Source organism: Lysinibacillus sp. G01H (genome assembly GCF_028872195.1).
Lineage (GTDB): Bacteria > Bacillota > Bacilli > Bacillales_A > Planococcaceae > Lysinibacillus > Lysinibacillus capsici.
Genome location: NZ_CP118397.1, coordinates 4,009,192 through 4,032,545, shown reverse-complemented (window position 1 = coordinate 4,032,545; position 23,354 = coordinate 4,009,192). Strand labels below are relative to the sequence as shown.

26 protein-coding genes are annotated in these 23,354 nt (G+C 42.4%); 24 read left to right on the top strand and 2 right to left on the bottom strand.

What is annotated here, in order from left to right:
- The first annotated feature begins 472 nt into the window (after positions 1–472).
- The 6 genes from PSR12_RS20565 (at position 473) to PSR12_RS20540 (ending at position 5,258) form a co-directional block, all read left to right on the top strand.
- Positions 473–1,006 (top strand): sigma-70 family RNA polymerase sigma factor, encoded by a 534-nt coding sequence (locus PSR12_RS20565; protein ID WP_274770339.1) that lies wholly within the window; start codon positions 473–475, stop codon positions 1,004–1,006.
- Positions 1,007–1,052: 46 nt separating this feature from the next.
- Complete coding sequence (locus PSR12_RS20560) at positions 1,053–1,271, top strand: hypothetical protein (protein WP_274770338.1); 219 nt, start codon at positions 1,053–1,055, stop codon at positions 1,269–1,271.
- On the top strand, positions 1,246–1,569 hold the full coding sequence (locus PSR12_RS20555; RefSeq protein ID WP_274770336.1) for an rRNA biogenesis protein rrp5: 324 nt from the start codon (positions 1,246–1,248) through the stop codon (positions 1,567–1,569). The genes PSR12_RS20560 and PSR12_RS20555 overlap by 26 nt, the downstream gene beginning before the upstream one ends.
- Entirely contained in the window at positions 1,562–2,710 is a 1,149-nt protein-coding gene (locus PSR12_RS20550) for a DUF2800 domain-containing protein (RefSeq protein WP_274770335.1), read from the top strand. Before PSR12_RS20555 ends, PSR12_RS20550 begins: the two co-directional genes overlap by 8 nt.
- Positions 2,703–3,251 carry a DUF2815 family protein gene (locus PSR12_RS20545; protein ID WP_063442184.1) on the top strand — a complete coding sequence of 183 codons (549 nt, stop codon included), beginning with the start codon at positions 2,703–2,705 and terminating at the stop codon, positions 3,249–3,251. Before PSR12_RS20550 ends, PSR12_RS20545 begins: the two co-directional genes overlap by 8 nt.
- Before the next feature lie 72 nt (positions 3,252–3,323).
- Positions 3,324–5,258 carry a DNA polymerase gene (locus PSR12_RS20540; RefSeq protein WP_274770332.1) on the top strand — a complete coding sequence of 645 codons (1,935 nt, stop codon included), beginning with the start codon at positions 3,324–3,326 and terminating at the stop codon, positions 5,256–5,258.
- Positions 5,259–5,439: 181 nt separating this feature from the next.
- Here the strand turns inward: PSR12_RS20540 and PSR12_RS20535 are convergent, their stop codons facing one another.
- Together PSR12_RS20535 and merR1 are read right to left on the bottom strand one after the other, a co-directional pair.
- Positions 5,440–5,898, bottom strand: a complete 459-nt coding sequence (locus tag PSR12_RS20535) for a putative iron-sulfur cluster-binding metallochaperone (RefSeq protein ID WP_039236581.1) — start codon at positions 5,896–5,898, stop codon at positions 5,440–5,442.
- 56 nt (positions 5,899–5,954) lie between these two features.
- Positions 5,955–6,350 (bottom strand): mercury resistance transcriptional regulator MerR1, encoded by a 396-nt coding sequence (gene merR1 / locus PSR12_RS20530; protein ID WP_039236578.1) that lies wholly within the window; start codon positions 6,348–6,350, stop codon positions 5,955–5,957.
- 311 nt (positions 6,351–6,661) lie between these two features.
- On the opposite strand from merR1, the gene PSR12_RS20525 reads away from it, so the two are divergent.
- From PSR12_RS20525 to PSR12_RS20440, 18 genes are all read left to right on the top strand, one after another.
- A complete protein-coding gene (locus PSR12_RS20525) occupies positions 6,662–7,414 on the top strand; it encodes a phage antirepressor KilAC domain-containing protein (protein ID WP_039236574.1) in 753 nt (250 codons plus the stop codon).
- The gene (locus tag PSR12_RS20520; protein ID WP_000512442.1) at positions 7,414–7,848 is read left to right on the top strand and encodes a DUF7768 domain-containing protein; all 435 of its coding nucleotides are present in this window, start codon (positions 7,414–7,416) and stop codon (positions 7,846–7,848) included. Before PSR12_RS20525 ends, PSR12_RS20520 begins: the two co-directional genes overlap by 1 nt.
- Positions 7,845–10,211, top strand: a complete 2,367-nt coding sequence (locus tag PSR12_RS20515) for a virulence-associated E family protein (RefSeq protein ID WP_274770329.1) — start codon at positions 7,845–7,847, stop codon at positions 10,209–10,211. The genes PSR12_RS20520 and PSR12_RS20515 overlap by 4 nt, the downstream gene beginning before the upstream one ends.
- Positions 10,212–10,429: 218 nt before the next feature.
- A complete protein-coding gene (locus PSR12_RS20510) occupies positions 10,430–10,711 on the top strand; it encodes a VRR-NUC domain-containing protein (protein WP_274770328.1) in 282 nt (93 codons plus the stop codon).
- Entirely contained in the window at positions 10,692–12,053 is a 1,362-nt protein-coding gene (locus PSR12_RS20505; RefSeq protein ID WP_274770327.1) for a DEAD/DEAH box helicase, read from the top strand. Before PSR12_RS20510 ends, PSR12_RS20505 begins: the two co-directional genes overlap by 20 nt.
- Positions 12,050–12,271 carry a hypothetical protein gene (locus tag PSR12_RS20500; RefSeq protein WP_015926212.1) on the top strand — a complete coding sequence of 74 codons (222 nt, stop codon included), beginning with the start codon at positions 12,050–12,052 and terminating at the stop codon, positions 12,269–12,271. The genes PSR12_RS20505 and PSR12_RS20500 overlap by 4 nt, the downstream gene beginning before the upstream one ends.
- Entirely contained in the window at positions 12,268–12,681 is a 414-nt protein-coding gene (locus tag PSR12_RS20495) for a DUF1492 domain-containing protein (RefSeq protein ID WP_211142787.1), read from the top strand. Before PSR12_RS20500 ends, PSR12_RS20495 begins: the two co-directional genes overlap by 4 nt.
- 66 nt (positions 12,682–12,747) lie before the next feature.
- Positions 12,748–13,197, top strand: a complete 450-nt coding sequence (locus PSR12_RS20490; RefSeq protein ID WP_446720645.1) for an HNH endonuclease — start codon at positions 12,748–12,750, stop codon at positions 13,195–13,197.
- Between the two features lie 111 nt (positions 13,198–13,308).
- Positions 13,309–13,860 carry a P27 family phage terminase small subunit gene (locus PSR12_RS20485; RefSeq protein WP_063442170.1) on the top strand — a complete coding sequence of 184 codons (552 nt, stop codon included), beginning with the start codon at positions 13,309–13,311 and terminating at the stop codon, positions 13,858–13,860.
- Between the two features lie 20 nt (positions 13,861–13,880).
- The gene (gene metK / locus PSR12_RS20480; protein ID WP_274770322.1) at positions 13,881–15,056 is read left to right on the top strand and encodes a methionine adenosyltransferase; all 1,176 of its coding nucleotides are present in this window, start codon (positions 13,881–13,883) and stop codon (positions 15,054–15,056) included.
- Positions 15,037–16,278 carry a site-specific DNA-methyltransferase gene (locus PSR12_RS20475; protein WP_274770321.1) on the top strand — a complete coding sequence of 414 codons (1,242 nt, stop codon included), beginning with the start codon at positions 15,037–15,039 and terminating at the stop codon, positions 16,276–16,278. Before metK ends, PSR12_RS20475 begins: the two co-directional genes overlap by 20 nt.
- On the top strand, positions 16,271–18,430 hold the full coding sequence (locus PSR12_RS20470) for a DNA cytosine methyltransferase (RefSeq protein ID WP_274770320.1): 2,160 nt from the start codon (positions 16,271–16,273) through the stop codon (positions 18,428–18,430). Before PSR12_RS20475 ends, PSR12_RS20470 begins: the two co-directional genes overlap by 8 nt.
- 113 nt (positions 18,431–18,543) lie before the next feature.
- The gene (locus tag PSR12_RS20465; RefSeq protein ID WP_144593847.1) at positions 18,544–19,236 is read left to right on the top strand and encodes a virulence protein; all 693 of its coding nucleotides are present in this window, start codon (positions 18,544–18,546) and stop codon (positions 19,234–19,236) included.
- Positions 19,233–19,460, top strand: coding sequence for a DUF4314 domain-containing protein (locus PSR12_RS20460; RefSeq protein WP_055742201.1), 228 nt, complete (start codon positions 19,233–19,235; stop codon positions 19,458–19,460). The genes PSR12_RS20465 and PSR12_RS20460 overlap by 4 nt, the downstream gene beginning before the upstream one ends.
- A gap of 23 nt (positions 19,461–19,483) precedes the next feature.
- Positions 19,484–19,672: a DUF5049 domain-containing protein gene (locus PSR12_RS20455; protein WP_015926203.1), complete on the top strand. Its 189-nt coding sequence runs from the start codon at positions 19,484–19,486 to the stop codon at positions 19,670–19,672.
- 89 nt (positions 19,673–19,761) lie between these two features.
- Positions 19,762–21,366, top strand: a complete 1,605-nt coding sequence (locus tag PSR12_RS20450) for a terminase large subunit (protein WP_144593846.1) — start codon at positions 19,762–19,764, stop codon at positions 21,364–21,366.
- A 51-nt stretch (positions 21,367–21,417) separates the two neighbouring features.
- Positions 21,418–22,662: a phage portal protein gene (locus PSR12_RS20445; protein ID WP_144593845.1), complete on the top strand. Its 1,245-nt coding sequence runs from the start codon at positions 21,418–21,420 to the stop codon at positions 22,660–22,662.
- Positions 22,663–23,352: a head maturation protease, ClpP-related gene (locus PSR12_RS20440; protein WP_274770316.1), complete on the top strand. Its 690-nt coding sequence runs from the start codon at positions 22,663–22,665 to the stop codon at positions 23,350–23,352.
- The last annotated feature ends 2 nt before the right edge of the window (positions 23,353–23,354 follow it).

The window sequence follows — 23,354 nt, the reverse complement described above, 5'->3', positions numbered from 1 at the left end:
AATTCAATAATATTTTTGAAAAAGCGGACACAGGATGTCCGCTTTTTAGTTATTAACTAAGTAAGCCATACATGAATCCTTTTAAGGGTTTGTGTATGGCTTTTTTTATTGTTGTTTTTAGGTGTTTTTGTTGGGAAAAGCGTCATTTTGAGCCTGAAATTAACGGGCATGAGGTGTCCGCCAAGGCTGTCCAATTCTCACCTACAATAATGATAGATGAAGGAAAGGTCCTTCGTAGTTAGCAAGAATTAGACCATTCCTCGTCTACAAAAAAATATCAAATGCCTGATTTGCAATAAGGGCAAAGGATACATATTGCAACGTTTCAGTCCGTTTAGGATTGTTATGCGTTGCAATAGAAGTACCTTACCTTGTTGCGCTCATTTTCAGGACAAAGGGTCTGTGTACTTCGTGGCACAGACCTATTTTTGTATCCTTTGCCGCCAATGCAGTCCGGCGGAAAGGATGCAAAATGAAAATTAGAATTCAACACGAAAACAAATCTATCTACCTAGAGGTACCAGACGAGGACTTCACTTTAATGATTGATGCAGATTACGAGGACAGGCTATCCTGTGCCGAAGATAAGAAAACCGTGACTCGCCGTTCACCACAGGAGATTATGGACGAGCGTTTTAACAAACCCGAGTACAATAACTGGCATAAATTTGATAGACACAGAGGGATGCCAAAAAAACCATTCCGTAAGGACGACGAATCTGAGGATGCAACGGATCATATGGACTATCTCCCCGATAATACCAGTGAAGTAGCATGGGGTAAAAAGGAAGATTATGAATGTTATTGTGAGATTATTCGCTCCATTCTTAAACCGAAACATTCAGAACCTTTTATTGCTGTATATCTTGATGGCACGTCAATGACCGACTATGCAAAAAGTGTGGGTGTAAGTAAAAGTGCTATTTCACATCGCTTGGCTACCGCTAAGAAGAATTTAAAAAAAGTTTTTCCAGAATCCTCAACTTTCCCCTCTTGCCACGGCTAATAGATAGAGGGCAACACATAAACGCTCTCGGAAAGAGGTGAAGAACATGAAACACAACTTGAAAATCAGTGTTTCAAAAACTCCACAGACTGGCGGGATTGTTTCCTGTCGTAATGTCACCATAAGGGAGCGTTTCCTTCGTTTCTTGCTTGGTGATAAGCAGAAACTGACTATCCTGGTTCCGGGTGACACCGTACAGGAACTCGCCATCAGTGAGATTAAGGAGGGAGGATCAAACCATGAGCAAAATCAAACTACTTCTTGATGTGGTTTCTGATATGCGCTCTTTGGCTGATAGCATACAAGCGGTTGCTGATGCAATGGAGGGCAATGAACCTGTCGAAACAAAAGAACCGACTACAACTGTAAAAGAGCCTGAGCCAAAGAAAAAGGAAATCGCTCTAGAGGAAGTCAGAGCAAAACTCGCTGAGAAGAGTCAAGCTGGTCTTACTGCCCAAGTCAGAGAAATCATCCAGAAATATGGTGGCTCTAAATTAAGCGAAGTTGACCCAAAACATTATGCAGACATGTTGAAAGATGCGGAGGTACTAGGGAATGAGTGATCACGCAGTACTTTCCGCATCGGGGTCCAATAGGTGGCTTAATTGCCTACCATCTGCAAGATTGGAACTGGAGTTTGAAAATAGCGAATCCAATGCAGCCGCTGAAGGCACCGCCGCCCATGCTCTCTGTGAACATAAACTTAAAAAAGCACTTCACATGAGAAGTAAGCGTCCTGTTTCATCTTATAACACCGATGAGATGGAAGAACACAGCGATGCCTATGTTGAATTTGTAATGGAGCAGTTTGAACTGGCGAAACAAAGCTGTACCGACCCGTTAATACTTATTGAACAACGTCTTGATTTTTCCTGCTATGTACCCCAGGGGTTCGGAACTGGTGACTGCATCATTATTGGCGATAAAAAGCTTCATATTATCGATTTTAAGTACGGCATGGGTGTGTTAGTAGATGCAGTGGAAAACCCGCAGATGAAATTGTATGCCCTTGGTGCTTTAGAAATTTACGATAGCTTGTACGATATCGAGGAGGTTTCCATGACCATCTTCCAACCCCGCAGGGAAAATGTCAGCACATGGACAATCTCGGTAAAGGAATTAAAGGACTGGGCAGAAAATGAACTGAAACCAAAGGCGAAAAAAGCTTATGAAGGCGAAGGTGACTACCTTCCAGGTGAATGGTGTACTTTCTGTCGAGCAGCTGTCAAATGCCGTGCAAGAGCAGAAGAAAAGCTGAAATTAGCACAGATGGAATTTAAACTGCCACCCCTGCTTACGGAATCTGAAATTGAGGAAGTTCTTTCTAAATTGTCCGACCTTACAAAGTGGGCAAATGAAATCATTGCTTATGCCACGGATGCTGCCGTTAATCACGGGAAAGAGTGGCACGGTTTTAAGGTAGTTGAGGGTAGATCCGTCCGTAAATATAAGGACGAAGAGGCTGTGGCTGAAGCGGCCAAGGCAAACGGCTATAAGGATATCTATCGTCAGAGTCTCATTACCCTTACGGAAATGCAGAAGATGATGGGCAAAAAGAAATTTGAGCAAATTCTCGGTGGTCTCATACATAAGCCACCAGGCAAGCCAACGCTGGTTCCAAATTCGGATAAGAGGCCAGCTATGAATATATCAAACGTAAAAAACGAATTTAACGAAATAACGGAGGAATTGGAATATGAATAATCAAAACAGAACGAAGGTTGTTACAAGCGTCAACACACGTCTTAGCTACTTTCACGGCTGGGAGCCCGTATCTATCAATGGCGGAGCGGAAAAGTACAGCGTATCCGTATTGATTCCCAAAACAGATAAGGAAACCATCAATGCTATCAATGCAGCAGTAGATGCAGCCATTGAGGAGGGCATTGCAAAGTTTGGTGGTAAAAAGCCGAATAAGGCTGCTATCAAACTGCCACTTCGAGATGGTGACGTAGAACGTGATGATGAGGCTTACAAAGGGCATTACTTTGTAAATGCCAACAGCAAGACTCCACCTCAAATAGTAGATAAAGCAGTTAGACCTATCTTGGATCGCAACGAGGTTTACAGCGGTTGTTATGCAAGAGTATCCCTAAATTTCTATGCTTTTAACTCCAATGGCAATAAGGGGGTAGCATGTGGTCTTGGCAACATCCAGAAGATAAGAGATGGAGAGCCTTTAGGTGGAAGAACCAATGCAGCTGATGACTTCACAACTATTGATGATGATGATTTTCTAGCATAAGGAATAAATACAGACGAGGTGGTGGAGGTTGTTCTTCTGCCACCTCGTTTGCATTGGAAAGGGCGGTAATATATGAATTCTATTTCTATTGATATTGAAACATTTAGTAGTGCCAACCTTCAAAAGTCTGGAGTTTACCGTTATGCAGAGAGTGATGATTTTGAAATTCTACTATTTGGTTATTCGGTGGATGGCGGTGAAGTACATGTGGTTGACCTTGCCAGTGGGGAGGAAATCCCCGATGAAATTATAAACGCACTTATGGATGATTCTGTTACCAAGTGGGCTTTCAATGCAATGTTTGAGCGTGTGTGTCTATCAAAATGGCTTAACCTTACTGAATATCTTAACCCCGCATCCTGGAAATGTTCCATGATATGGTCGGCATATATGGGATTACCTCTTTCTTTGGAGGGAGTCGGTGCAGTTCTAGGTTTGGAGAAACAAAAGCTAACAGAGGGTAAAGACCTCATCAAATATTTCTGTACACCTTGCTCCCCTACAAAATCTAATGGTGGTCGAGTTCGTAATTTACCAGAACAGGACATGGATAAATGGGAGCGGTTTAAAGTATATAACATTCGCGATGTGGAATCCGAGATGTCAATACAACAGAAATTATTCAAGTTTCAAGTACCAGAGAACATCTGGGAGGAATATCATCTCGACCAGGTAATCAATGATCGCGGCATTGCCATTGATATGACTTTCGTAAAACAGGCTGTTGTGATGGATGAACATTCCCGTGAAAAGCTAATGGCTACAATGCAAGATATAACTAATTTGGAGAATCCAAACTCTGTACAACAAATGAAAGACTGGCTTGCCGATAATGGGCTAGAAACAGATACCCTTGGTAAAAAAGCTGTTGCTGAGATGTTAAAGACAGCACCTGAACCACTAGGCACTGTTTTGGAACTACGTCAGCAACTTGCAAAATCATCGGTGAAAAAATACACAGCAATGGAGAATGTGGTATGTAGTGACGGTCGTGCAAGAGGAATGTTTCAGTTTTACGGAGCCAACAGAACCGGCAGATTCTCTGGCAGGCTGATTCAGTTGCAAAATCTCCCCCAAAACCATATGCCCGATTTGGAACAGGCTCGTGCTTTAGTTCGAAGCGGAAACTTTGATGCTCTTACTTTACTCTATGATTCAATCCCAGAGGTACTGTCGGAACTTATCCGTACTGCTTTTATACCGCGAGAAGGTATGAAGTTCATTGTGGCAGATTTTTCAGCGATTGAGGCTCGCGTCATTGCTTGGCTTGCAAGTGAAAAATGGAGAATAGATGTATTCCAAAACGGCGGTGACATCTACTGTGCCAGTGCCTCTCAGATGTTTAATGTACCTGTTGAAAAGCATGGTGTGAACGGTCACCTTCGTCAGAAAGGGAAAATAGCCGAACTTGCCCTCGGTTATGGTGGATCTGTTGGAGCATTAAAATCAATGGGTGCTTTGGAGATGGGAATTGAAGAAGAGGAACTTCAGCCCCTTGTAACGGCTTGGAGACAATCCAATCCCAATATCACAAAACTTTGGTGGGATGTTGACCGTGCAATAAAAACTTGTGTTAAGCAAAAAACTCCCACAGCGACACATGGCATTAAATTTATATATCAAAGTGGAATGCTCTTTATTATCCTCCCTTCTGGTAGACGGCTTTCTTATGTGAAACCTCGTATGGGAGAGAATGTGTTCGGCGGTGAATCGGTTACTTACGAAGGGGTCGGTGGGACGAAAAAATGGGAAAGAATCGAAAGCTATGGACCCAAATTTGTAGAGAATATTGTTCAGGCAATTAGTCGTGACATTTTGTGTCATGCCATGCAGACATTAAAGAATTGTTCTATTGTGGCTCATGTACACGATGAGATTATCATCGAGGCGGATATGGGAATGTCACTTTCCGCTATCTGTGAACAGATGGCTAAGACACCAACCTGGGCAAATGGTCTGTTACTCAGTGCTGACGGCTATGAGTGTCAGTTTTATCAAAAAGATTAAATTCATTGGGTATTCGGATTATCGTGTGGAAAGAGGTTGAAATATCTTCAATTTTTTTACAAAGAAAACAAGATAGCACTTATTTTATGATTAGTACGTGCTATCTTGTTTGTTTCACAAATGGCCAGATTGCCAAAGAATATTAATTTATTTTGTTGAAGAAAAGCAAATTTTAGGTTCCTTATGACATTTTTCTAATATAAGTTGTAACATTGCCTAAACAGCAACTACCTTGTGGATTGTTTACTTCACAACCACATCGGTTTTCTTTTATATTTTCGCGAATATGCTCTACAGGATTAGGAGCAAGTCCATTTTCCACATATTGTTTAATTTTTTCCTTTGTCCAATCAAAACAATAACAAATTGGGGTAGTTACTGAGTCATCTTTTTGATGTACAGCTACCTTTATGTCAGATACAATGTACCTTTTATTATTCGTATCAAAATAGACTACTTCACAATCTTCGTTTGAACAAAAATAGTGATTTTCTTTAGAGTTTAATGTTTCTAATGCAGATGGTTTAAGCAATGATTTTAGTGTAATCAACTTTACATTTTTAGCTTTATTTTTACACGATGGACAATTACCATTACTTTCAATTTTTATTTCTTTAACGTTACTACAACAATCTTCCATCATTCTTCCACCTTTACAATTTATTATTTCTGTAAGTATTCTTCTGCTTTCTTTTCTTAATCCATTAAAGTTTCGATAATAGGACATTCATAAATATTTTTGTTTTCAGGACATCTTTCTTTAAGGTCTATCAACATTTGTTCAATTTTTTTAAGATCTTCAATTTTACGCTCGATGTCCTCTAATTTAAGAACAGTAAAATCATATATGTCACGGCACTTTGCTTCGTTGTGATCGACAATCCCTAGCAATTTATCAATTTCATTTAAGGTAAATCCCAATTCCTGCATTCGTTTTATGAAATTCAATCGATCAATCGTTTGTAGGGAATACATTCGGTATCCTTTTTCGGTACGATTAGGCTCTGGAATTAATCCTAAACGCTCATAATATCGAATGGTCTCTTTGTTAACGCTACACTTTTCAGCCAGTTCTCCAATACGGTATTGCATCTATCTCACCTCGTATAAATTATAAACCCTGTACCATAGTACAGGGTCAAGGGAAGTATTTTATATTCTATTATCGTTCTACTTTCTTAAAATAAACTGTCATTTTTCAATAAGCCTTACTCGATAAATCAGGTCCGTTTGTTGAAATAAAAAACTGCTGAATCAATCTTTAAATCCATTTTAGCATATACAAATTTCGCACGATAATCAGAATTCCAAATTAATTTTTCAAAATCCTCAACAATCATTACCTCCTGTGGCTATTAGGTAGAGGGGTTTCCTCTCTGACTATATTGCAGGAGGTAATTCGTATGGACGAATTAGTAAAAATCAACTATGAAAATCAACAACCAACCGTACTCGGTCGTGATTTACATGAAGCCTTGGAAGTAAAGACCGCTTATAAAGACTGGTTTCCAAGAATGTGTGAGTACGGATTTGAGGAAGGATCAGACTTTAGCTCATTTTTGAGCGAAAGTACTGGAGGCAGACCAAGCATTGACCATCAGTTAACAATTGACATGGCAAAAGAGCTGTGCATGATACAGCGTACTCCAAAAGGGAAAGAGTGCCGTCAATACTTTCTTGAAATAGAAAGAAGATGGAATTCCCCAGAAGCAATCATGGCAAGGGCACTTCAGATTGCCAATCAACAGCTAACACAAGTAAGGAAACAAAATAAAGTGCTTGAAGGTACAGTTGCTGTTCAGAATCAGCAAATTGCAGAAATGAAACCGAAAGTCTCTTATTACGATGTGGTTTTAAATTGCAAAGACCTCATTTCCACATCAGCAATCGCCAAAGATTACGGTAAGTCAGCTATTTGGATGAACCGCTATCTTAATAAAAAGGGTATCCAATTTAAACAAGGCGGCATTTGGCTTTTATATCAGAAGTATGCGGAAAAAGGTTACACCAGCACTAAGACTCATAGCTACCTTGGCAGTAACGGGCAACAGCATACAAAGGTCCATACATATTGGACACAAAAAGGCAGACTCTTCATTTACGAACTGATGAAGGCAGACGGTATTTTGCCTCAGATAGAAATGGAGGGTGTGTAATGGGAATCAACAAATTCAATCACGAAGGATACCATGACCCAACTCCCCATGAAGCACTGACCAACATAATGAAAAAGGAAAAGGCAGAGAAAAAATCTGCCTTTAAGCCGCTTGTATATATCTGTTCTCCCTATTCCGGTGATGTAGAAGGAAACATTAAAAAGGCTCGTAGTTTTTGCAGGTTTGCCTTAGACCAAAACTGTATTCCGATTGCTCCCCATCTTATGTTTCCACAGTTTATGGATGATGAAAACCCAGAGGAACGAGAGCTTGCCATATTTATGGACATCGTGCTTATGGGCAAATGCTCCGAGGTGTGGGTGCTGGGCAATACCATCTCAACCGGTATGGCGAGGGAAATTGAAGTAGCCAAGAAACGCAGACAAACGGTCAGATATTTTAGTCCGGAGCATGAGGAGGTTGAAAGCTTATGAAAATTGCAGTAGGCAATAGCCGGATGGATAGGAAATGGAAAAACAAAGATATCTCCTGGGAGGATTTTTGCTCCCGTGTAAAGACGACGCAACACACTACGGAAACAGTAGAAGAATATCGGAAACTTAAAAAAGGGCAGCAAGATGATATCAAGGATGTGGGCGGCTTTGTCGGAGGACATTTAAAAGAAGGAAGGCGAAAGAAGGGTAATGTTCTGTGTCGTTCTTTGCTTACCCTCGATATGGATTACGGTAGACCGAATATCTGGGAGCAAATCAGTATGCTTTTCGATTTCAAATGTTGCGTTTACTCCACTCATAAGCACACACCAGAAAATCCAAGACTCAGACTTATCGTTCCCCTTGCTCGTGAGATCAGCGAAGAAGCATATGCAGCTGTTGGACGTATGGTGGCAAAAGAAATTGGTATTGATCTTTTCGATGATACGACATATGAAGCTCATCGCCTTATGTATTGGCCATCCACTTCCTCTAACGGTGAATTTGTCTACGAAGAGCAGGATGGAGCATTACTTGACCCGGATATTTATCTTGCAAAATATGAAAACTGGCGAGATACGTCAACTTGGCCAGTATCAAGCAGGCAGTCTGAGGTTATTAATCGCAGTCTTAGAGAACAAGCCGATCCGCTTTTAAAGGAAGGTGTGGTAGGAACTTTCTGTCGTGCCTATTCCGTTCGTGAAGCAATTGATAAATTTTTAGGAACAATTTATGCTCCATCTGCTATGGAAGGTCGATATGACTATATTCCAGCTGACAGTAGTGCGGGTGTGATTATCTATGATGATAAATTTGCATACAGCCACCATGCTACTGACCCAGCAAGCGGCCTGCTTCTTAATGCTTTTGATCTCGTTCGTATTCATAAATTCGGCTCTTTAGATGATAGAGCTTCCACTACTACGGCTCCTGGCAGGATGCCGTCTTTTGTGGCAATGTGCGAGTTTGCTATAAAAGATGAAGCGGTAAAAGCTGAGTTCGCAAAGGAGAGACAGGCTCAGGCTGAAGAGGAGTTTAGTGCTGAGGATTGGCAGACAGGTTTGGAACTGGATAAGCAAGGTCGGATAAAAGACACATTGGATAACATTGTCTTGATTATTCGGCATGATGAGGAATTACAACATATCGCTTTCAATTGCCACTGTGATGGGATCGATGCCAAAGGTGGTCTGCCTTGGGAACAGATCAAGGCTGGTTGGAATGATTCGGATAACGCGCTTCTTAAGGTGTACTTAAGCAGTAAATACGGAGTCTATTCCCCTACCAAGACCAAAGATGCTGTGTTAGCTGTAGCGTCAGAACGAGCCTACCACCCTGTTAAGGAGTATCTCGACTCACTGCCAAAATGGGATGGTATTAGTCGAGTAGAAAATCTACTCATTGATTATTTCGGTGCAACAGATAATTCCTACACAAAGGCAATTATTCGCAAAACGATGGTTGCAGCGGTAGCCCGTATTTATAGACCAGGCACAAAGTTTGATAGTGTTCTTATCTTAAATGGTCCTCAAGGCATCGGTAAATCAACCTTCTTTGCTAAGCTTGCCGGAGATTGGTTTTCAGACAGTTTGACCATTACGGACATGAAAGATAAATCAGGTGCTGAAAAACTTCAAGGATATTGGTTGTTGGAACTCGGTGAGCTTGCAGGAATGCGTAAGACGGATGTGGAGATTGTGAAGTCCTTTATTTCGAGGGCTGATGATAAGTACCGTGCCAGTTATGGTGTCAACGTCGAAAGCCATCCCCGTCAATGCGTAATTGTAGGTTCTACCAATGCAGAAAGCGGATTTCTTCGGGATATTACAGGCAACCGCAGATTCTGGCCAGTCCGTATTAGCGGAAACAGTAAAAAGAAAGCTTGGCAGATGACCAAAGAGGAAGTACAGCAGATTTGGGCAGAGGCACTAGTATTATATGAGAAGGGCGAAAAACTCTACCTTGAAGGTGATGATGTAACCATGGCAACCAGTGAACAGGCAGATGCTATGGAAACAGATGAACGAGAAGGACTGGTTCGTACTTACTTGGATACGCTCTTGCCGGATGATTGGGACACGATGTCTTTGTACGAGCGTAGAAATTTCCTCGGCGGTAGCGAATTTGGTGGCGGCACCCGTGTTGGAACAGTAAAAAGGACTCTTGTCTGCAATATGGAGATTTGGTGTGAGTGTTTCGGTAAAGAGGCATCAATGCTAAAGCCTTCAGATTCCTATGCCATCGGTGCCATTATGAGAAAGATCAGTGAGTGGAACAAGTACACTGGGAACAAGAATGGTGTTGTGACGTTTCCTGTCTACGGAAAGCAACGAGCTTATTCCCGAGTCGAGGAACAAAACTAAGTTGTACCTTACCTTGTTCCCATACTGGTTCTTTCCCTAAAGCTAGTAACGATAAGGAAAATCAACGGTTCGGAACAAGTGGAACAAGAAGTATCTTATTTATTTATAAATAGTAAAAAGAAGTAATAGTAGCCTGTGCATACACGCATACGCGCGCGTATAGGAAAAATGGGTCAAAGTTGTTTTCTTGTTCCGAGCCTTTTATATGGGAGGTATTTATGCTTGAAAAATATATCGAAAAGAAACTGATGGCTGAGGTAAAAAAGATGGAAGGCATTGCGGCGAAGTTTGTTAGCCCAGGTTTAGATGGGATGCCAGACCGCATAGTGCTTTTACCACATGGGAAGATGGCTTTTGTAGAATTAAAGGCTTCCGGAAAGAAACCTCGTCCGTTACAGAATAGAAGAATAAAGCAATTACAGAAGTTAGGCTTTACTTGTTATGTCATTGATGATGTTAAGCAGATTGGAGTGATACTGGGTGAAATACAATCCTCATAAATATCAGACTTATGCAACGAACTTCATACTTGAGCATCCCATCGCTGCGGTGTTTTTAGAAATGGGTCTTGGCAAAAGTGTCATTACTCTAACGGCTATATTTGACCTATGTCTTGATCGTTTTGAAATTGGAAAGGTTCTGGTCATTGCTCCACTTCGGGTGGCGAGGAATACTTGGCCAGCTGAGATAAATAAGTGGGAGCATTTAAAAGGACTGGAGTTTTCGGTAGCCATCGGAACAGAACAGGAGCGGTTGGCAGCTCTTAGGAAACCTGCAAGTGTCTATCTTATAAACAGAGAAAATGTTGACTGGTTAGTAAATAAAAGTGGCATCCCTTTTGATTATGACATGGTGGTCATCGATGAACTATCATCCTTTAAGTCCTATGGTGCCAAAAGATTTAAAAGTCTACTAAAAGTCAGACCAAGGGCAAAACGGATTGTGGGTCTTACGGGTACACCATCGAGTAATGGATTAATGGATTTGTGGGCAGAGTTTCGTATTCTTGACATGGGTAAAAGACTCGGCAGGTACATAACTCACTACCGCAATTCCTTCTTTACACCAGATAAACGTAATCAGCAAATCGTATTTTCATATAAACCATTGCCAGGTGCTGAAGATGCCATATATCAGCTCATTTCGGATATTACCATTTCCATGGAGTCGGTGGATTTTCTCAAAATGCCAGAGTGCATGATCAATGAAGTGCCTGTGTATCTAAATGACAAAGAACAATCCGTATATGATCGTTTTCGTGAAGAGATGGTTCTTGAATTTGCTGATGAGGAAATAGATGCCATGAATGCAGCAGTCCTTTCAGGAAAACTTCTGCAAATGGCAAACGGTGCGATCTATGATGATGATAAAAACACTCATATTATCCACGACCGCAAGTTAGATGCTCTTGAGGATTTAATTGAAGGTGCTAACGGAAAACCTGTGCTTATTGCCTATTGGTATAATCACGATTTAGAGCGTATTAAGGCAAAATTCAATGTCAGAGAAATTAAGACTTCCAAGGATATCAAGGATTGGAACAACGGCGATATTTCTGTAGCAGTTATCCATCCTGCATCAGCGGGACACGGTCTCAACTTACAAAGTGGAGGTTCAACGCTTATCTGGTTTGGACTTACTTGGAGTCTAGAACTCTATCAGCAAACAAACGCGAGACTTTGGAGACAAGGTCAAAATGAAACCGTAGTTATCCATCACATTATTACAAAAGGCACGATTGATGAAGATGTGATGAGGGCCTTGAAACGAAAGGGAAAGACACAATCCGATCTTATCAATGCGGTCAAAGCAAATCTTGGGAAAGCGAGGGATGCTGTATGATGGATGCTTTTGAAAAACTAGCAAATGCCATTATTCTACAGGCGGTCAAGGATTATCGTTTTGCACTGAAAAGATTAGCAAAGCACCCTCGCAATGATTCTGCTTTATATACAAAACGTGAGGTGGAGTGCTTCTTTCATTCTGGATTGTTCAATGTCCTCACCTCCCTAAACCCTGACATGTTAATTCAACAGCTACAAGAGGAGGTGGTGCGATGATGACAGCTAAGGAATTCTTAAAGCAGGCTTATCGCTTGAATGAATTGATTAATTCTGACCTTGAAGAGTTACAAAACTTAAGGGAACTATCAAGAAGTGTTTCATCCCCCGTTCTTGAGGAAAAAGTCAGTAGAACCAAGAGTACTGACCCACCCTTTGAAAAATACGTGATTAGAATAGTAGATTTGGAGCAACAGATACAACAAGAGGTTGAACGGCTAGTAAAGCTTAAATCAGATATCCGTGAAGCGATTAACCAGATGGAAAACGTAGATGAGAAGCTGATTCTTCGCTACCGATACATTAACTTTCTTAACTGGGAAGAAATCTGTGTTAACCTTAATGTTTCTATGAGAACCGTGCATAGACTCCATTCATCCGCTTTGCAACATTTAAAGGTACCTAAATAAAAATTGGCACACTGTGGCACAGTTTGGCATACGTTGACACTGTTTGTCCGTAGTGAAAGTTATATAATGGTAGTATGGAATATTAGAAAAAACAGAAGCCTTCACGGGAGCATCTCTCCTGCGAGGGCTTTTTCTATGGGCAAAAGGAGGTGCAGTATGCCAAAAAAACCTAAGCGACCGTGCTCTTACCCTGGTTGCCCAGAGCTAACCGACAAGCGCTTTTGTGAAGAGCATAGTAAGAAGGAAGCCGCACGGTATGAAAAGTATGACCGTGACCCAGCAACCCGTAAGCGTTATGGTCGTGCTTGGAAAAGGATACGTGACCGCTACATTGCAGCTCATCCTCTTTGTGAGGAATGCAAACGACAAGGAAAGCTGACCCCAGCAAATGAAGTCCATCACATTCTTCCTCTTGCAAGAGGAGGGACTCACGATAGAAGTAATCTGATGGCTCTTTGTACTCCTTGCCACTCTGCAATCACAGCAAAAGATGGAGACCGTTGGGGAACCCGGTAGGGGGAGTCAAATCTCCACAGCTTTTCATTTGTGTAACGGGCGTGGGGCAACGCGTGAAAATTCGCGGTTTCAAACGGGGTAATAGGCCCATCGATGAAAAGAGGTGAGTGAATGGCCAAAGATGGAACAAATCGAGGCGGCGCCCGTATAGGCTCCGGTCAAAAGAAAAAACCACTTGCTGACAAAATTGCAGAGGGGAATCCTGGTAAAAGAAAGCTTGAAGTCGTTGAGTTCAAAAATACTGCTGACCTGAAGGGACAGGAAATGCCAAAGCCAATGGCCATGCTCTCCGCAGTGCAAAAAGATGGGAAAACCCTAGTAGCGAGTGAAATCTATGAAATTACATGGAAATGGCTTGAAGAACGTGGCTGTGCCCATTTGGTACTTCCACAGCTTCTAGAGCGATATGCCATGAGTGCGGCCAGATGGATACAGTGTGAGGAAGCAGTAACCGAGTTTGGCTTTCTAGCCAAGCACCCAACTACCGGCAATGCTATTCAAAGTCCTTATGTAGCGATGAGCCAGAACTTTATGAGTCAGACAAACAGACTGTGGATGGAGATATATCAAATCGTTAGAGAGAATTGTGCTACAGAATATTCTGGTTTAAACCCACAGGACGATGTGATGGAGCGACTGCTATCTGCCCGCAGAGGAAAATAAAGATGAGGAGATATGATGTAATGAGTAAAAGATATTTAACAGCAGAAAGTGTATGTGCTGGACATCCTGACAAACTATGCGACATCATAGCAGATAGCATTTTGGAAGCTTGCTTACGTAAAGATAGGGCATCAAGGGTAGCTTGTGAGGTAATGGCAACTAAGGGGAAAATTATCGTGGCGGGCGAGATCTCCTGCAGCGAGAAAATCGACATCCGATACATTGTTAGAAATGTCCTAAAAGAGATTGGATACAATCCTCTAAAATTTTTGATTTATGTATATGTACATAATCAAAGTGTAGATATTGCGGCTGGTGTGAATAACGCGCTGGAAGCACGAAATGGTATAAACGAACAGTACGGTTCGATAGGTGCCGGAGACCAGGGCACTATGTACGGCTATGCTACAAAGGAAACAAGAGAAATGCTTCCCCTACCCCTTGTACTATCCCACAGAATCGTAAAGAGACTGGATGATTGTCGCAAAGGAAAGCTGATCAAAGGGATTCTTCCCGATGGTAAAGCACAGGTAACAGTAGAATATGAGGATGACACTCCAGTGAGAATAAAGACGATTGTGATTTCTGTGCAGCATGATAAGAATAAAACGCAGGAAGAACTTAAGACAGATATTCTTAACAATGTCTTATGGCAATGCTTTGAGGATTTCCCTTTTGATGATGAAACAGAACTTCTCGTCAATCCATCTGGTCAGTTTGTTCTTGGTGGACCCGCTGCCGACACGGGTTTGACTGGAAGAAAAATCATGGTCGACACCTATGGTGGACTTGCATCTCACGGAGGAGGTGCCCTTTGTGGTAAAGACCCAACTAAAGTTGACCGAAGTGGTGCTTACATGGCTCGGTATATTGCCAAGCATATTGTTTGGTGTGGTTATGCAAAGAAGTGTGAAGTGAGTATTTCCTATGCCATTGGTAAGGCAAATCCAGTAGCCTTTACTGTAAATACCCTTGGTACTGGAACTGTTTCTGATGAAATATTAACTCTTGCTTCTCAGGAGACTTTCAACTTAAGACCTGCGGCCATCATTGAAAAACTACGTCTTAGAAATGTGATTTATTCTGACACAGCGGCTTATGGTCATTTTAATAGTTGTCTTTTCCCGTGGGAGGATGTAAATAAATACAGTGAATTTAGAAAGGCGGTGGAAAAGTATGTTGATAGAGAAGATTAAAACGAAACAACTCATCCCCGCTGAATATAACCCAAGGAAGGATTTAAAACCTGGTGATCCGGAATATGAGAAACTTAAACGCTCACTTGAGGAGTTTGGATATGTAGAACCCGTTATATGGAATAAGACCACAGGCAGAGTTATCGGAGGGCATCAACGCTTGAAAGTCCTGCTGAGTATGGGCATGGATGAAATAGAATGCGTAGTTGTCGAAATGGATGAGCAAAAGGAAAAGGCTCTAAACATTGCACTAAATAAAATAAGTGGCGATTGGGATAAAGATAAACTGGCACTTCTCATCACAGACCTAGATGCTTCTAATTTTGATGTTTCTCTTACAGGATTTGACCCAGGAGAGTTGGAGGATCTTTTCAAAGATTCCCTTAAGGATAATATAAAAGAAGATGATTTCGATGTAGACAGCGAGCTGAAAAAGCCCGCTGTTTCGCATTTAGGGGATGTTTGGATACTTGGACAGCATCGATTAGTCTGTGGAGACAGTACAAAGAAAGACACCTTTGATGTCTTGATGGATGGGAAAGCTGCCAATCTGGTAGTTACGGACCCTCCATATAACGTTAACTATGAAGGCACTGCTGGAAAAATCAAAAATGACAACATGGCGAATGAAGCGTTCTATGATTTTCTGCTTGCGGCATTTCAAAACACCGAAGCAGCGATGGCAAAGGACGCTTCTATTTATGTATTCCATGCTGATACGGAAGGACTCAATTTTAGAAGAGCATTCTCAGATGCAGGATTTTATCTTTCCGGCACTTGTATATGGAAAAAGCAGTCCCTTGTTCTTGGACGCTCTCCTTACCAGTGGCAGCATGAACCGGTTCTTTTCGGTTGGAAAAAGAAAGGCAAGCATCTCTGGTATTCAGACCGCAAGCAGACCACTATCTGGGAGTTTGAGAAACCAAAGAAAAATGGCGACCATCCAACCATGAAACCAGTGGCACTTGTGGCATATCCCATTATGAACTCAAGCCTTAGTAACTGTATTGTGCTCGATCCCTTCGGCGGTTCAGGAAGTACACTGATTGCCTGTGAGCAGACCGATAGAATCTGCTATACCATTGAACTGGATGAAAAGTACTGTGATGTCATTGTGAAAAGGTATATTGAGCAAGTTGGAAACTCTGATGGTGTGTTTCTTTTAAGAGATGGTTCGAAATTCAGATATTGTGACCTGCCGGAGGTGAATGAGGATGAGTAAATTGACACTCGGTTCACTCTTTGATGGCAGTGGTGGTTTTCCTTTAGGTGGTTTGCTTTGTGGCATCGAACCGTTATGGGCATCTGAAATTGAGCCGTTTCCTATACGGGTTACGACCAAACGCATCCCTCAGATGAAGCATTATGGGGATATCAACAAATTGAATGGTGCGGAGCTTCCGCCTGTAGATATTATAACCTTTGGCTCTCCCTGCACGGATATGAGTGTGGCGGGTAAAAGAGCTGGTCTGGATGGAGAGCAATCCGTCCTTTTTTATGAAGCAATCCGAATTATTAAGGAAATGAGGTGTAAGACCAATGGACAATCTCCAAGGTACGCGGTCTGGGAAAATGTCCCTGGCGCATTCTCATCGAATAAAGGAGAAGACTTCAAGGCAGTCCTCGAAACGGTCATCGGTGTCAAAGAACCGAATACCTCGGTGCCTTTACCTGAAAAAGGACGATGGCCTTACGCAGACATCTATATGGGAGCCGGATGGAGTGTGGCTTACCGAACTATCGATGCACAATATTTCGGAGTCCCCCAACGTCGTCGTAGAATCTACCTTGTCGCAGATTTTGCAGACAGATGTGCCGGAGAAATACTATTTGAGTCCGAAGGCATGCCAAGGAATTTTACGCCGAGCGGCAGCCCGTGGCAAAGAACTGCCGACAATGCTAAAAACTGCACTGGAAAAACAGGCGATAGCATAACTTGCATAAATGACCAAGGCGGAAGAGTGATGTCTGTTTCTAAAGATATTACTGCAACGCTTCGAGCAGAGGAACACGGGCATCAGCCTTGCGTAATGCAGTCAAGCGGGTTTTGTACCGAACACAGTGCCAAGAGTAGAAGTGTAGGATATGAGGAAGAACGCTCCCCTACCCTTAGAGCAGGTGTTGTTCCAGGTACAGTCATGTCCTTTGAACCGGGGGCTGCTTCTCGAGTTGGTGGTCATACAGATGAAGATTTAAGTGGATCACTTCGTGCAAGCATGGGAGATAATCAAACGGCTGTTGTAATAGAAAATCATCCAACTGATAGTCGAGTAAAACTCTCGGAGGATAATAAAGTACAGACGCTAACCTCTCGGATGGGAACTGGTGGAGGGAATGTCCCCCTTGTTATGAACACTCCTAAAACGTTAAAAATCCGCTCCGGCTCTGAAGGCGGTGGTAAGGGTGCATTGATACAAGATGATAAGTCTGCAACTCTTGGATGCAATAATGATCAAACCGTTTTTGTGCCTACCGCATATGGCATCTGCTCTGATAAAAGTAATTCCATGCAGTCTAGCAATCCACATAGCGGTATATATGAAGCGGATACTTCTCGGACCATTGATGCCAATGGGGGAAATCCGGGATGTAATCAAGGTGGTATTGCAGTGGTTGCTCTGCAAGGCTCGATGATTGGAAGAGAGGATAAAAACGGTCCCCAAGGAAGCGGTATAGATGAAGATGTTTCTTTTACGCTTAATACCGCTGATCGTCATGCTGTTGCCTATGCCATCACTACCGGAGCCTATGCACAGGTTGAAGAAGATAAAGCACCTACTCTATTGTCGAGAGATTATAAGGATGCCCCTGTTGTGACTCAGCCTTGTTACGGTATTGATAGGGCGGCTTTTAATCAAGGAAGGAATGCTCTATATAAACCTACTGTAGATGAAGAACAGCAACCTACGCTCACAGCAAAAGGTCCTGGAGCAGTGGCGCACCCAGCTTCGTTTTATCCTCAGATGAAAGCTGAAAGTCAATGCTACAGACAGGACGGTACATCAAATACGATTATCAATGGTACCAATCCAGGCTATCAAAATGGATTGGTTGAGCCGGACTATATTGTTCGAAGGCTTACGCCAACGGAATGTGCAAGATTGCAAGGTTTTCCCGATGATTGGTGCGATGATCTTGGTACGGAAAATCCTAAAGAAGATGAAATTTCATTCTGGACGCAGGTTTGGGAAACTCACCGCAAAATTATAGGTAAAAGCAAAAGGCCAAAAACAAGAAATAAGATTATAAAATGGCTTAACAATCCTCATTCCGATGCAGCTGAATATAAAATGTGGGGTAATGGCGTAGCACTTCCATGCGTTTGTTTTGTGCTGACTGGCATTGTGTTATCTACACAAAATACCGCCGATTAATGGAACCGTATTTTCAAACCGTATTTTCTACAGAAAGATGCTCTAAATGACTTGATATTAACAGCTTTTAGAGTGATATATGTACGTACCGAAAATAGAAAGGCGGTATGAAAATGAAGATTAACTATAATGTTACGGGACCAAAAAGAAAAGCACTGGTTAACGCAATCAGCCAACAACTAAACGCCCCTGTAAAATATCTCGGAGCACCTACATTTGCATATGAGGTGGCAGACTACAATGTTAACAAAAACGGAGTTCTAAGCGGACCAGATAAAAAGGAACTGGTCGATGATCTATTGGGACTTCACGACTTCAAAGCAATTTCAGAAGAATTTGACGCACCACCTCCGAAAGCAGAAGCAAATGAAACGGAAGAATCTATCAATCTGATAATTCAAATGCCACGGGCAGATTTTACCGACACGGCAATCGAGAACCTAAAAGGATTGGTAGAGAGCAAAGCAACTCTAATAAAGAAAGCAATTGATACGGATTCCATTCCCATCATTGTATATGAGGAATTTGTAGCATTCCCTTGGTTTCAAGGTGAGTGCTCCTCAGAGGAGGTTAAGGCATACACCCATTTTGTCACGGCACTTTGCGAAATGGCGAAAAAACAGACCCGTGTCAACTCCACCGAGAAATCAGTAGAGAATGGAAAATATGCTTTCCGTTGCTTCCTGCTAAGGCTTGGTTTTATCGGACCAGAATATAAGATGGAACGAAAGATTCTCCTTTCCAAGCTTTCAGGTAGCTCCGCTTTCAAAAGCGGAACGGCCAAGCAGGAGGTGAGTGAACAATGAATATCATTCACCCAGAAATGCTAAAGCAACTTAGAAGCTATTACACTCCAGGAACACGTGTGATGCTACTTAAAATGAACGACCCTTATACTAAACTTCAGCCTGGATCTAAAGGTACGGTTACTAGTGTTGATGACATAGGAACGATTCATGTCAGTTGGGATTCGGGTGGTTCCCTTGGAGTAGCCTTTGGTGAGGATTTATGCAAGAGAATCGAAGAGTAAACATGAATCGGAGGAGGTAATAAATGAATGAGATAATCAAAGAACAAATCCTTTCCATCCGAGAAAGTGGAGTCACAAATATGTTTGATGCAAACCGAGTCCAGTATGAAGCAAATGAACGAGGGTTTTATGAATTGGTAGTCTATTTAATAGACCATAAAACGGAATATGCTCATTTCATACTGACGGGGGAAGTGGATGAAAAGAAGTAAATAAAATTTAACTAGGATAAGGAGAAGGGCTTCATCTATAGGATTGAGGCTCTTTTCTTTTGTCCTTTTTCATAAAAGGGGCGGTGTTTATGCGGAAACTGAAGAAATATAAGCCGACCGCCTTTATAGCTGATAGGTCATATTACGATAAGGATGCTGCTGATTACGCTGTAGCTTTTATCGAAGCACTCTCCCATACGAAAGGTTTATGGGCAGGTAAGCCTTTTGAACTTATCGATTGGCAGGAGCAAATAATCCGTGATTTATTTGGAATTTTAAAGCCAGATGGATATCGGCAGTTTAATACTGCTTATGTAGAGATACCTAAAAAGATGGGAAAAAGCGAGCTTGCCGCAGCAATTGCACTGCTCCTCACTTGCGGTGATGGTGAAGAACGGGCGGAGGTGTATGGTTGTGCCGCCGATCGCCAGCAGGCATCAATTGTATTTGAAGTAGCAGCCGATATGGTGCGGATGTGTCCGGCACTGAATAAACGAGTAAAGTTGCTGGCTTCAACTAAGCGATTGGTGTACCTGCCGACCAACAGCTTCTATCAGGTATTGTCGGCTGAAGCCTACTCCAAACACGGCTTCAATATACATGGTGTTGTTTTCGATGAACTTCATACTCAGCCAAACCGGAAACTATTTGATGTTATGACGAAGGGATCTGGGGATGCAAGGACCCAACCGCTGTATTTTCTTATCACCACAGCGGGAACGGATACTCAAAGTATCTGCTACGAAACACACCAAAAAGCGGTTGATATTATTGAGGGCAGAAAATACGATCCTACCTTTTACCCCGTAATCTATGGTGCTAAAGAAGAGGATGATTGGACAGATCCAAAAGTGTGGAAGAAAGCAAATCCAAGCTTAGGAATTACGGTGGGAATTGACAAGGTAAGGGCAGCTTGTGAAAGTGCAAAGCAAAACCCTGCTGAAGAGAACAGCTTCAGGCAGTTAAGATTGAATCAGTGGGTTAAACAGTCTGTCCGTTGGATGCCAATGGCAAAGTGGGATGCCTGTGCATTTCCAGTTATACCAGAAAGTCTTGAAGGGCGGGTATGTTATGGGGGTCTTGACCTATCTTCTACAACAGACATTACAGCCTTTGTGTTGGTGTTCCCACCAGAGGATGAAACAGATAAATACATTGTTCTTCCGTATTTTTGGATGCCAGAGGACAACATTGACCTCCGAGTCCGAAGAGACCATGTGCAATACGATCTTTGGGAGAAGCAAGGGTATATTCTAACCACAGAAGGCAATGTAGTGCATTACGGCTACATTGAGCGGTTTATTGAAGAACTGGGCGAAAAGTATAACATTCGAGAAATTGCGTTTGACCGTTGGGGAGCTGTTCAAATGGTTCAGAACCTTGAAGGATTAGGCTTTACTGTCGTTCCTTTCGGTCAAGGCTTTAAAGATATGTCACCACCAACCAAAGAACTGATGAAATTGACATTAGAAGAAAGAATAGCACACGGTGGGCATCCAGTGCTTCGGTGGATGATGGACAACATCTTTATAAAAACTGATCCGGCGGGCAACGTGAAGCCGGATAAAGAAAAAAGTACAGAAAAAATAGATGGCGCGGTGGCAACTATCATGGCACTTGATCGTGCTATTCGTTGTGGCTCAGGTAATAGTGGAGATTCGGTGTATGACGAGAGAGGTTTGATTGTCTTTTAAACCTTAATAGTTAACACAATATTGCTAGTTTTTTATTCGGAGGTGACGCCTATGAATCTAATAAAAGGACTGTTTCGATCAAGGGACAAACCGCAAAACCGTGTGGGCAGTGCATTTTCCTTCCTATTTGGTGGTACGTCATCTGGCAAAACAGTGAATGAGCATACTGCGATGCAGGCAACAGCAGTGTATGCCTGCGTAAGGATACTAGCTGAAGCGATTGCAGGACTGCCACTTCATGTATATAGATATCGTTCTGATGGAGGTAAAGAAAAGATTCCTTTCCACCCGCTGTATTACCTTCTTCATGATGAACCAAATCCAGAGATGACTTCATTCGTGTTTCGAGAAACACTGATGAGTCATCTTTTGCTTTGGGGCAATGCCTATGCACAGGTGGTCAGAAACGGTCGTGGGCAGGCAGTGGCTCTTTATCCCCTACTCCCCAACAAGATGGAAGTTAGTCGAGCAACAAACGGAGAGCTGGTCTATATCTACTATCGTGATACTGATGAAAGTGGCCTAAACCCAAAAGGTGGATATGTAACACTCCGTAAAGATGAAGTTCTACACATACCTGGCTTAGGTTTTGATGGACTCATTGGTTATAGCCCAATCGCTATGGCGAAAAATGCAATCGGTATGTCACTTGCTACTGAAGAGTACGGTGCGGCATTCTTTGCCAATGGTGCTAATCCCGGAGGTGTGCTGGAACACCCAGGAGTAATCAAAGATATACAGAGGGTCAAGGATAGTTGGAATAGCGCCTACCAAGGCACAGGCAACGCTCACAAAATTGCTGTGTTGGAAGAAGGCATGAAGTTTCAAGCCATTGGTATCCCGCCGGAACAAGCGCAATTTCTTGAAACACGGAAATTCCAAATTAATGAGATTGCGAGGATTTTCCGAGTACCGCCCCATATGGTGGGTGATCTTGAGAAGTCTAGTTTCTCCAATATTGAGCAGCAATCGTTGGAGTTTGTAAAATACACCCTCGATCCGTGGGTGGTGCGATGGGAACAAAGTCTCCAGCAATCGCTTATTTTGCCTTCTGAAAAAACTTCACTGTTTATCAAGTTCAATTTGGACGGTCTGCTTCGTGGTGATTACCAAAGTCGTATGAATGGCTACGCAATAGGACGGCAAAATGGCTGGATGTCTGCCAACGATATCCGTGAACTGGAGGATATGAACCGCATACCAGCTGAGGAAGGCGGCGATTTATATCTGGTTAACGGAAATATGACAAAACTGGCTGACGCAGGCGCGTTTGCCAAAACCGAAGGAGGTCAGTAAATGAGGAAGTTCTGGAACTGGGTGCGAGATTCTGATGAAGAACGTACCCTCTATTTAAACGGAGTGATATCCGAAGAAACGTGGTGGGGCGATGAGGTCACACCTAAGATTTTTAAAGATGAACTGCTGGCAAGCACTGGCGACATTACGGTGTGGATTAATTCCCCTGGCGGTGATGTGTTCGCAGCAGCCCAGATTTATAACATGCTGATGGAGTATACCGGAAAAGTCACTGTAAAGATTGATGGGCTTGCGGCAAGTGCGGCTTCCGTTATTGCAATGGCGGGTGGAGATGTATATATGTCCCCAGTTTCCATGCTAATGATTCATAACCCATCAACGATTGCGATCGGTGACAGTGAGGAAATGCTTCGAGCAAAGGCTCTATTAGATGAGGTCAAGGAAAGTATTATTAATGCCTATGAGTTAAAAACGGGTCTTTCCCGAACAAAACTCTCCCATCTGATGGATGCAGAATCATGGATGAATGCAAATAAGGCTATTGAACTTGGTTTTGCAGATAAGATCATGTTCATGGAAAGTGAAACACCAGATTTGACAGATAGTCTTATTTTTAGCAGGATGGCGGTTACTAACTCGCTTATCAACAAACTTCCAAAACAACCAAAACAGAAAACAGGTACACCCATTGAGTCGCTCGATAAGCGGCTTTCTTTAATTTCGCACTAATT

Coding starts and splice junctions, on each gene's coding strand:
- PSR12_RS20565 (WP_274770339.1), top strand. CDS start 473: ATGAAAATTAGAATTCAACACGAAAACAAATCTATCTACCTAGAGGTA.
- PSR12_RS20560 (WP_274770338.1), top strand. CDS start 1,053: ATGAAACACAACTTGAAAATCAGTGTTTCAAAAACTCCACAGACTGGC.
- PSR12_RS20555 (WP_274770336.1), top strand. CDS start 1,246: ATGAGCAAAATCAAACTACTTCTTGATGTGGTTTCTGATATGCGCTCT.
- PSR12_RS20550 (WP_274770335.1), top strand. CDS start 1,562: ATGAGTGATCACGCAGTACTTTCCGCATCGGGGTCCAATAGGTGGCTT.
- PSR12_RS20545 (WP_063442184.1), top strand. CDS start 2,703: ATGAATAATCAAAACAGAACGAAGGTTGTTACAAGCGTCAACACACGT.
- PSR12_RS20540 (WP_274770332.1), top strand. CDS start 3,324: ATGAATTCTATTTCTATTGATATTGAAACATTTAGTAGTGCCAACCTT.
- PSR12_RS20535 (WP_039236581.1), bottom strand. CDS start 5,898: ATGGAAGATTGTTGTAGTAACGTTAAAGAAATAAAAATTGAAAGTAAT.
- merR1 (WP_039236578.1), bottom strand. CDS start 6,350: ATGCAATACCGTATTGGAGAACTGGCTGAAAAGTGTAGCGTTAACAAA.
- PSR12_RS20525 (WP_039236574.1), top strand. CDS start 6,662: ATGGACGAATTAGTAAAAATCAACTATGAAAATCAACAACCAACCGTA.
- PSR12_RS20520 (WP_000512442.1), top strand. CDS start 7,414: ATGGGAATCAACAAATTCAATCACGAAGGATACCATGACCCAACTCCC.
- PSR12_RS20515 (WP_274770329.1), top strand. CDS start 7,845: ATGAAAATTGCAGTAGGCAATAGCCGGATGGATAGGAAATGGAAAAAC.
- PSR12_RS20510 (WP_274770328.1), top strand. CDS start 10,430: ATGCTTGAAAAATATATCGAAAAGAAACTGATGGCTGAGGTAAAAAAG.
- PSR12_RS20500 (WP_015926212.1), top strand. CDS start 12,050: ATGATGGATGCTTTTGAAAAACTAGCAAATGCCATTATTCTACAGGCG.
- PSR12_RS20495 (WP_211142787.1), top strand. CDS start 12,268: ATGATGACAGCTAAGGAATTCTTAAAGCAGGCTTATCGCTTGAATGAA.
- PSR12_RS20490 (WP_446720645.1), top strand. CDS start 12,748: ATGGTAGTATGGAATATTAGAAAAAACAGAAGCCTTCACGGGAGCATC.
- PSR12_RS20485 (WP_063442170.1), top strand. CDS start 13,309: ATGGCCAAAGATGGAACAAATCGAGGCGGCGCCCGTATAGGCTCCGGT.
- metK (WP_274770322.1), top strand. CDS start 13,881: ATGAGTAAAAGATATTTAACAGCAGAAAGTGTATGTGCTGGACATCCT.
- PSR12_RS20475 (WP_274770321.1), top strand. CDS start 15,037: ATGTTGATAGAGAAGATTAAAACGAAACAACTCATCCCCGCTGAATAT.
- PSR12_RS20470 (WP_274770320.1), top strand. CDS start 16,271: ATGAGTAAATTGACACTCGGTTCACTCTTTGATGGCAGTGGTGGTTTT.
- PSR12_RS20465 (WP_144593847.1), top strand. CDS start 18,544: ATGAAGATTAACTATAATGTTACGGGACCAAAAAGAAAAGCACTGGTT.
- PSR12_RS20460 (WP_055742201.1), top strand. CDS start 19,233: ATGAATATCATTCACCCAGAAATGCTAAAGCAACTTAGAAGCTATTAC.
- PSR12_RS20455 (WP_015926203.1), top strand. CDS start 19,484: ATGAATGAGATAATCAAAGAACAAATCCTTTCCATCCGAGAAAGTGGA.
- PSR12_RS20450 (WP_144593846.1), top strand. CDS start 19,762: ATGCGGAAACTGAAGAAATATAAGCCGACCGCCTTTATAGCTGATAGG.
- PSR12_RS20445 (WP_144593845.1), top strand. CDS start 21,418: ATGAATCTAATAAAAGGACTGTTTCGATCAAGGGACAAACCGCAAAAC.
- PSR12_RS20440 (WP_274770316.1), top strand. CDS start 22,663: ATGAGGAAGTTCTGGAACTGGGTGCGAGATTCTGATGAAGAACGTACC.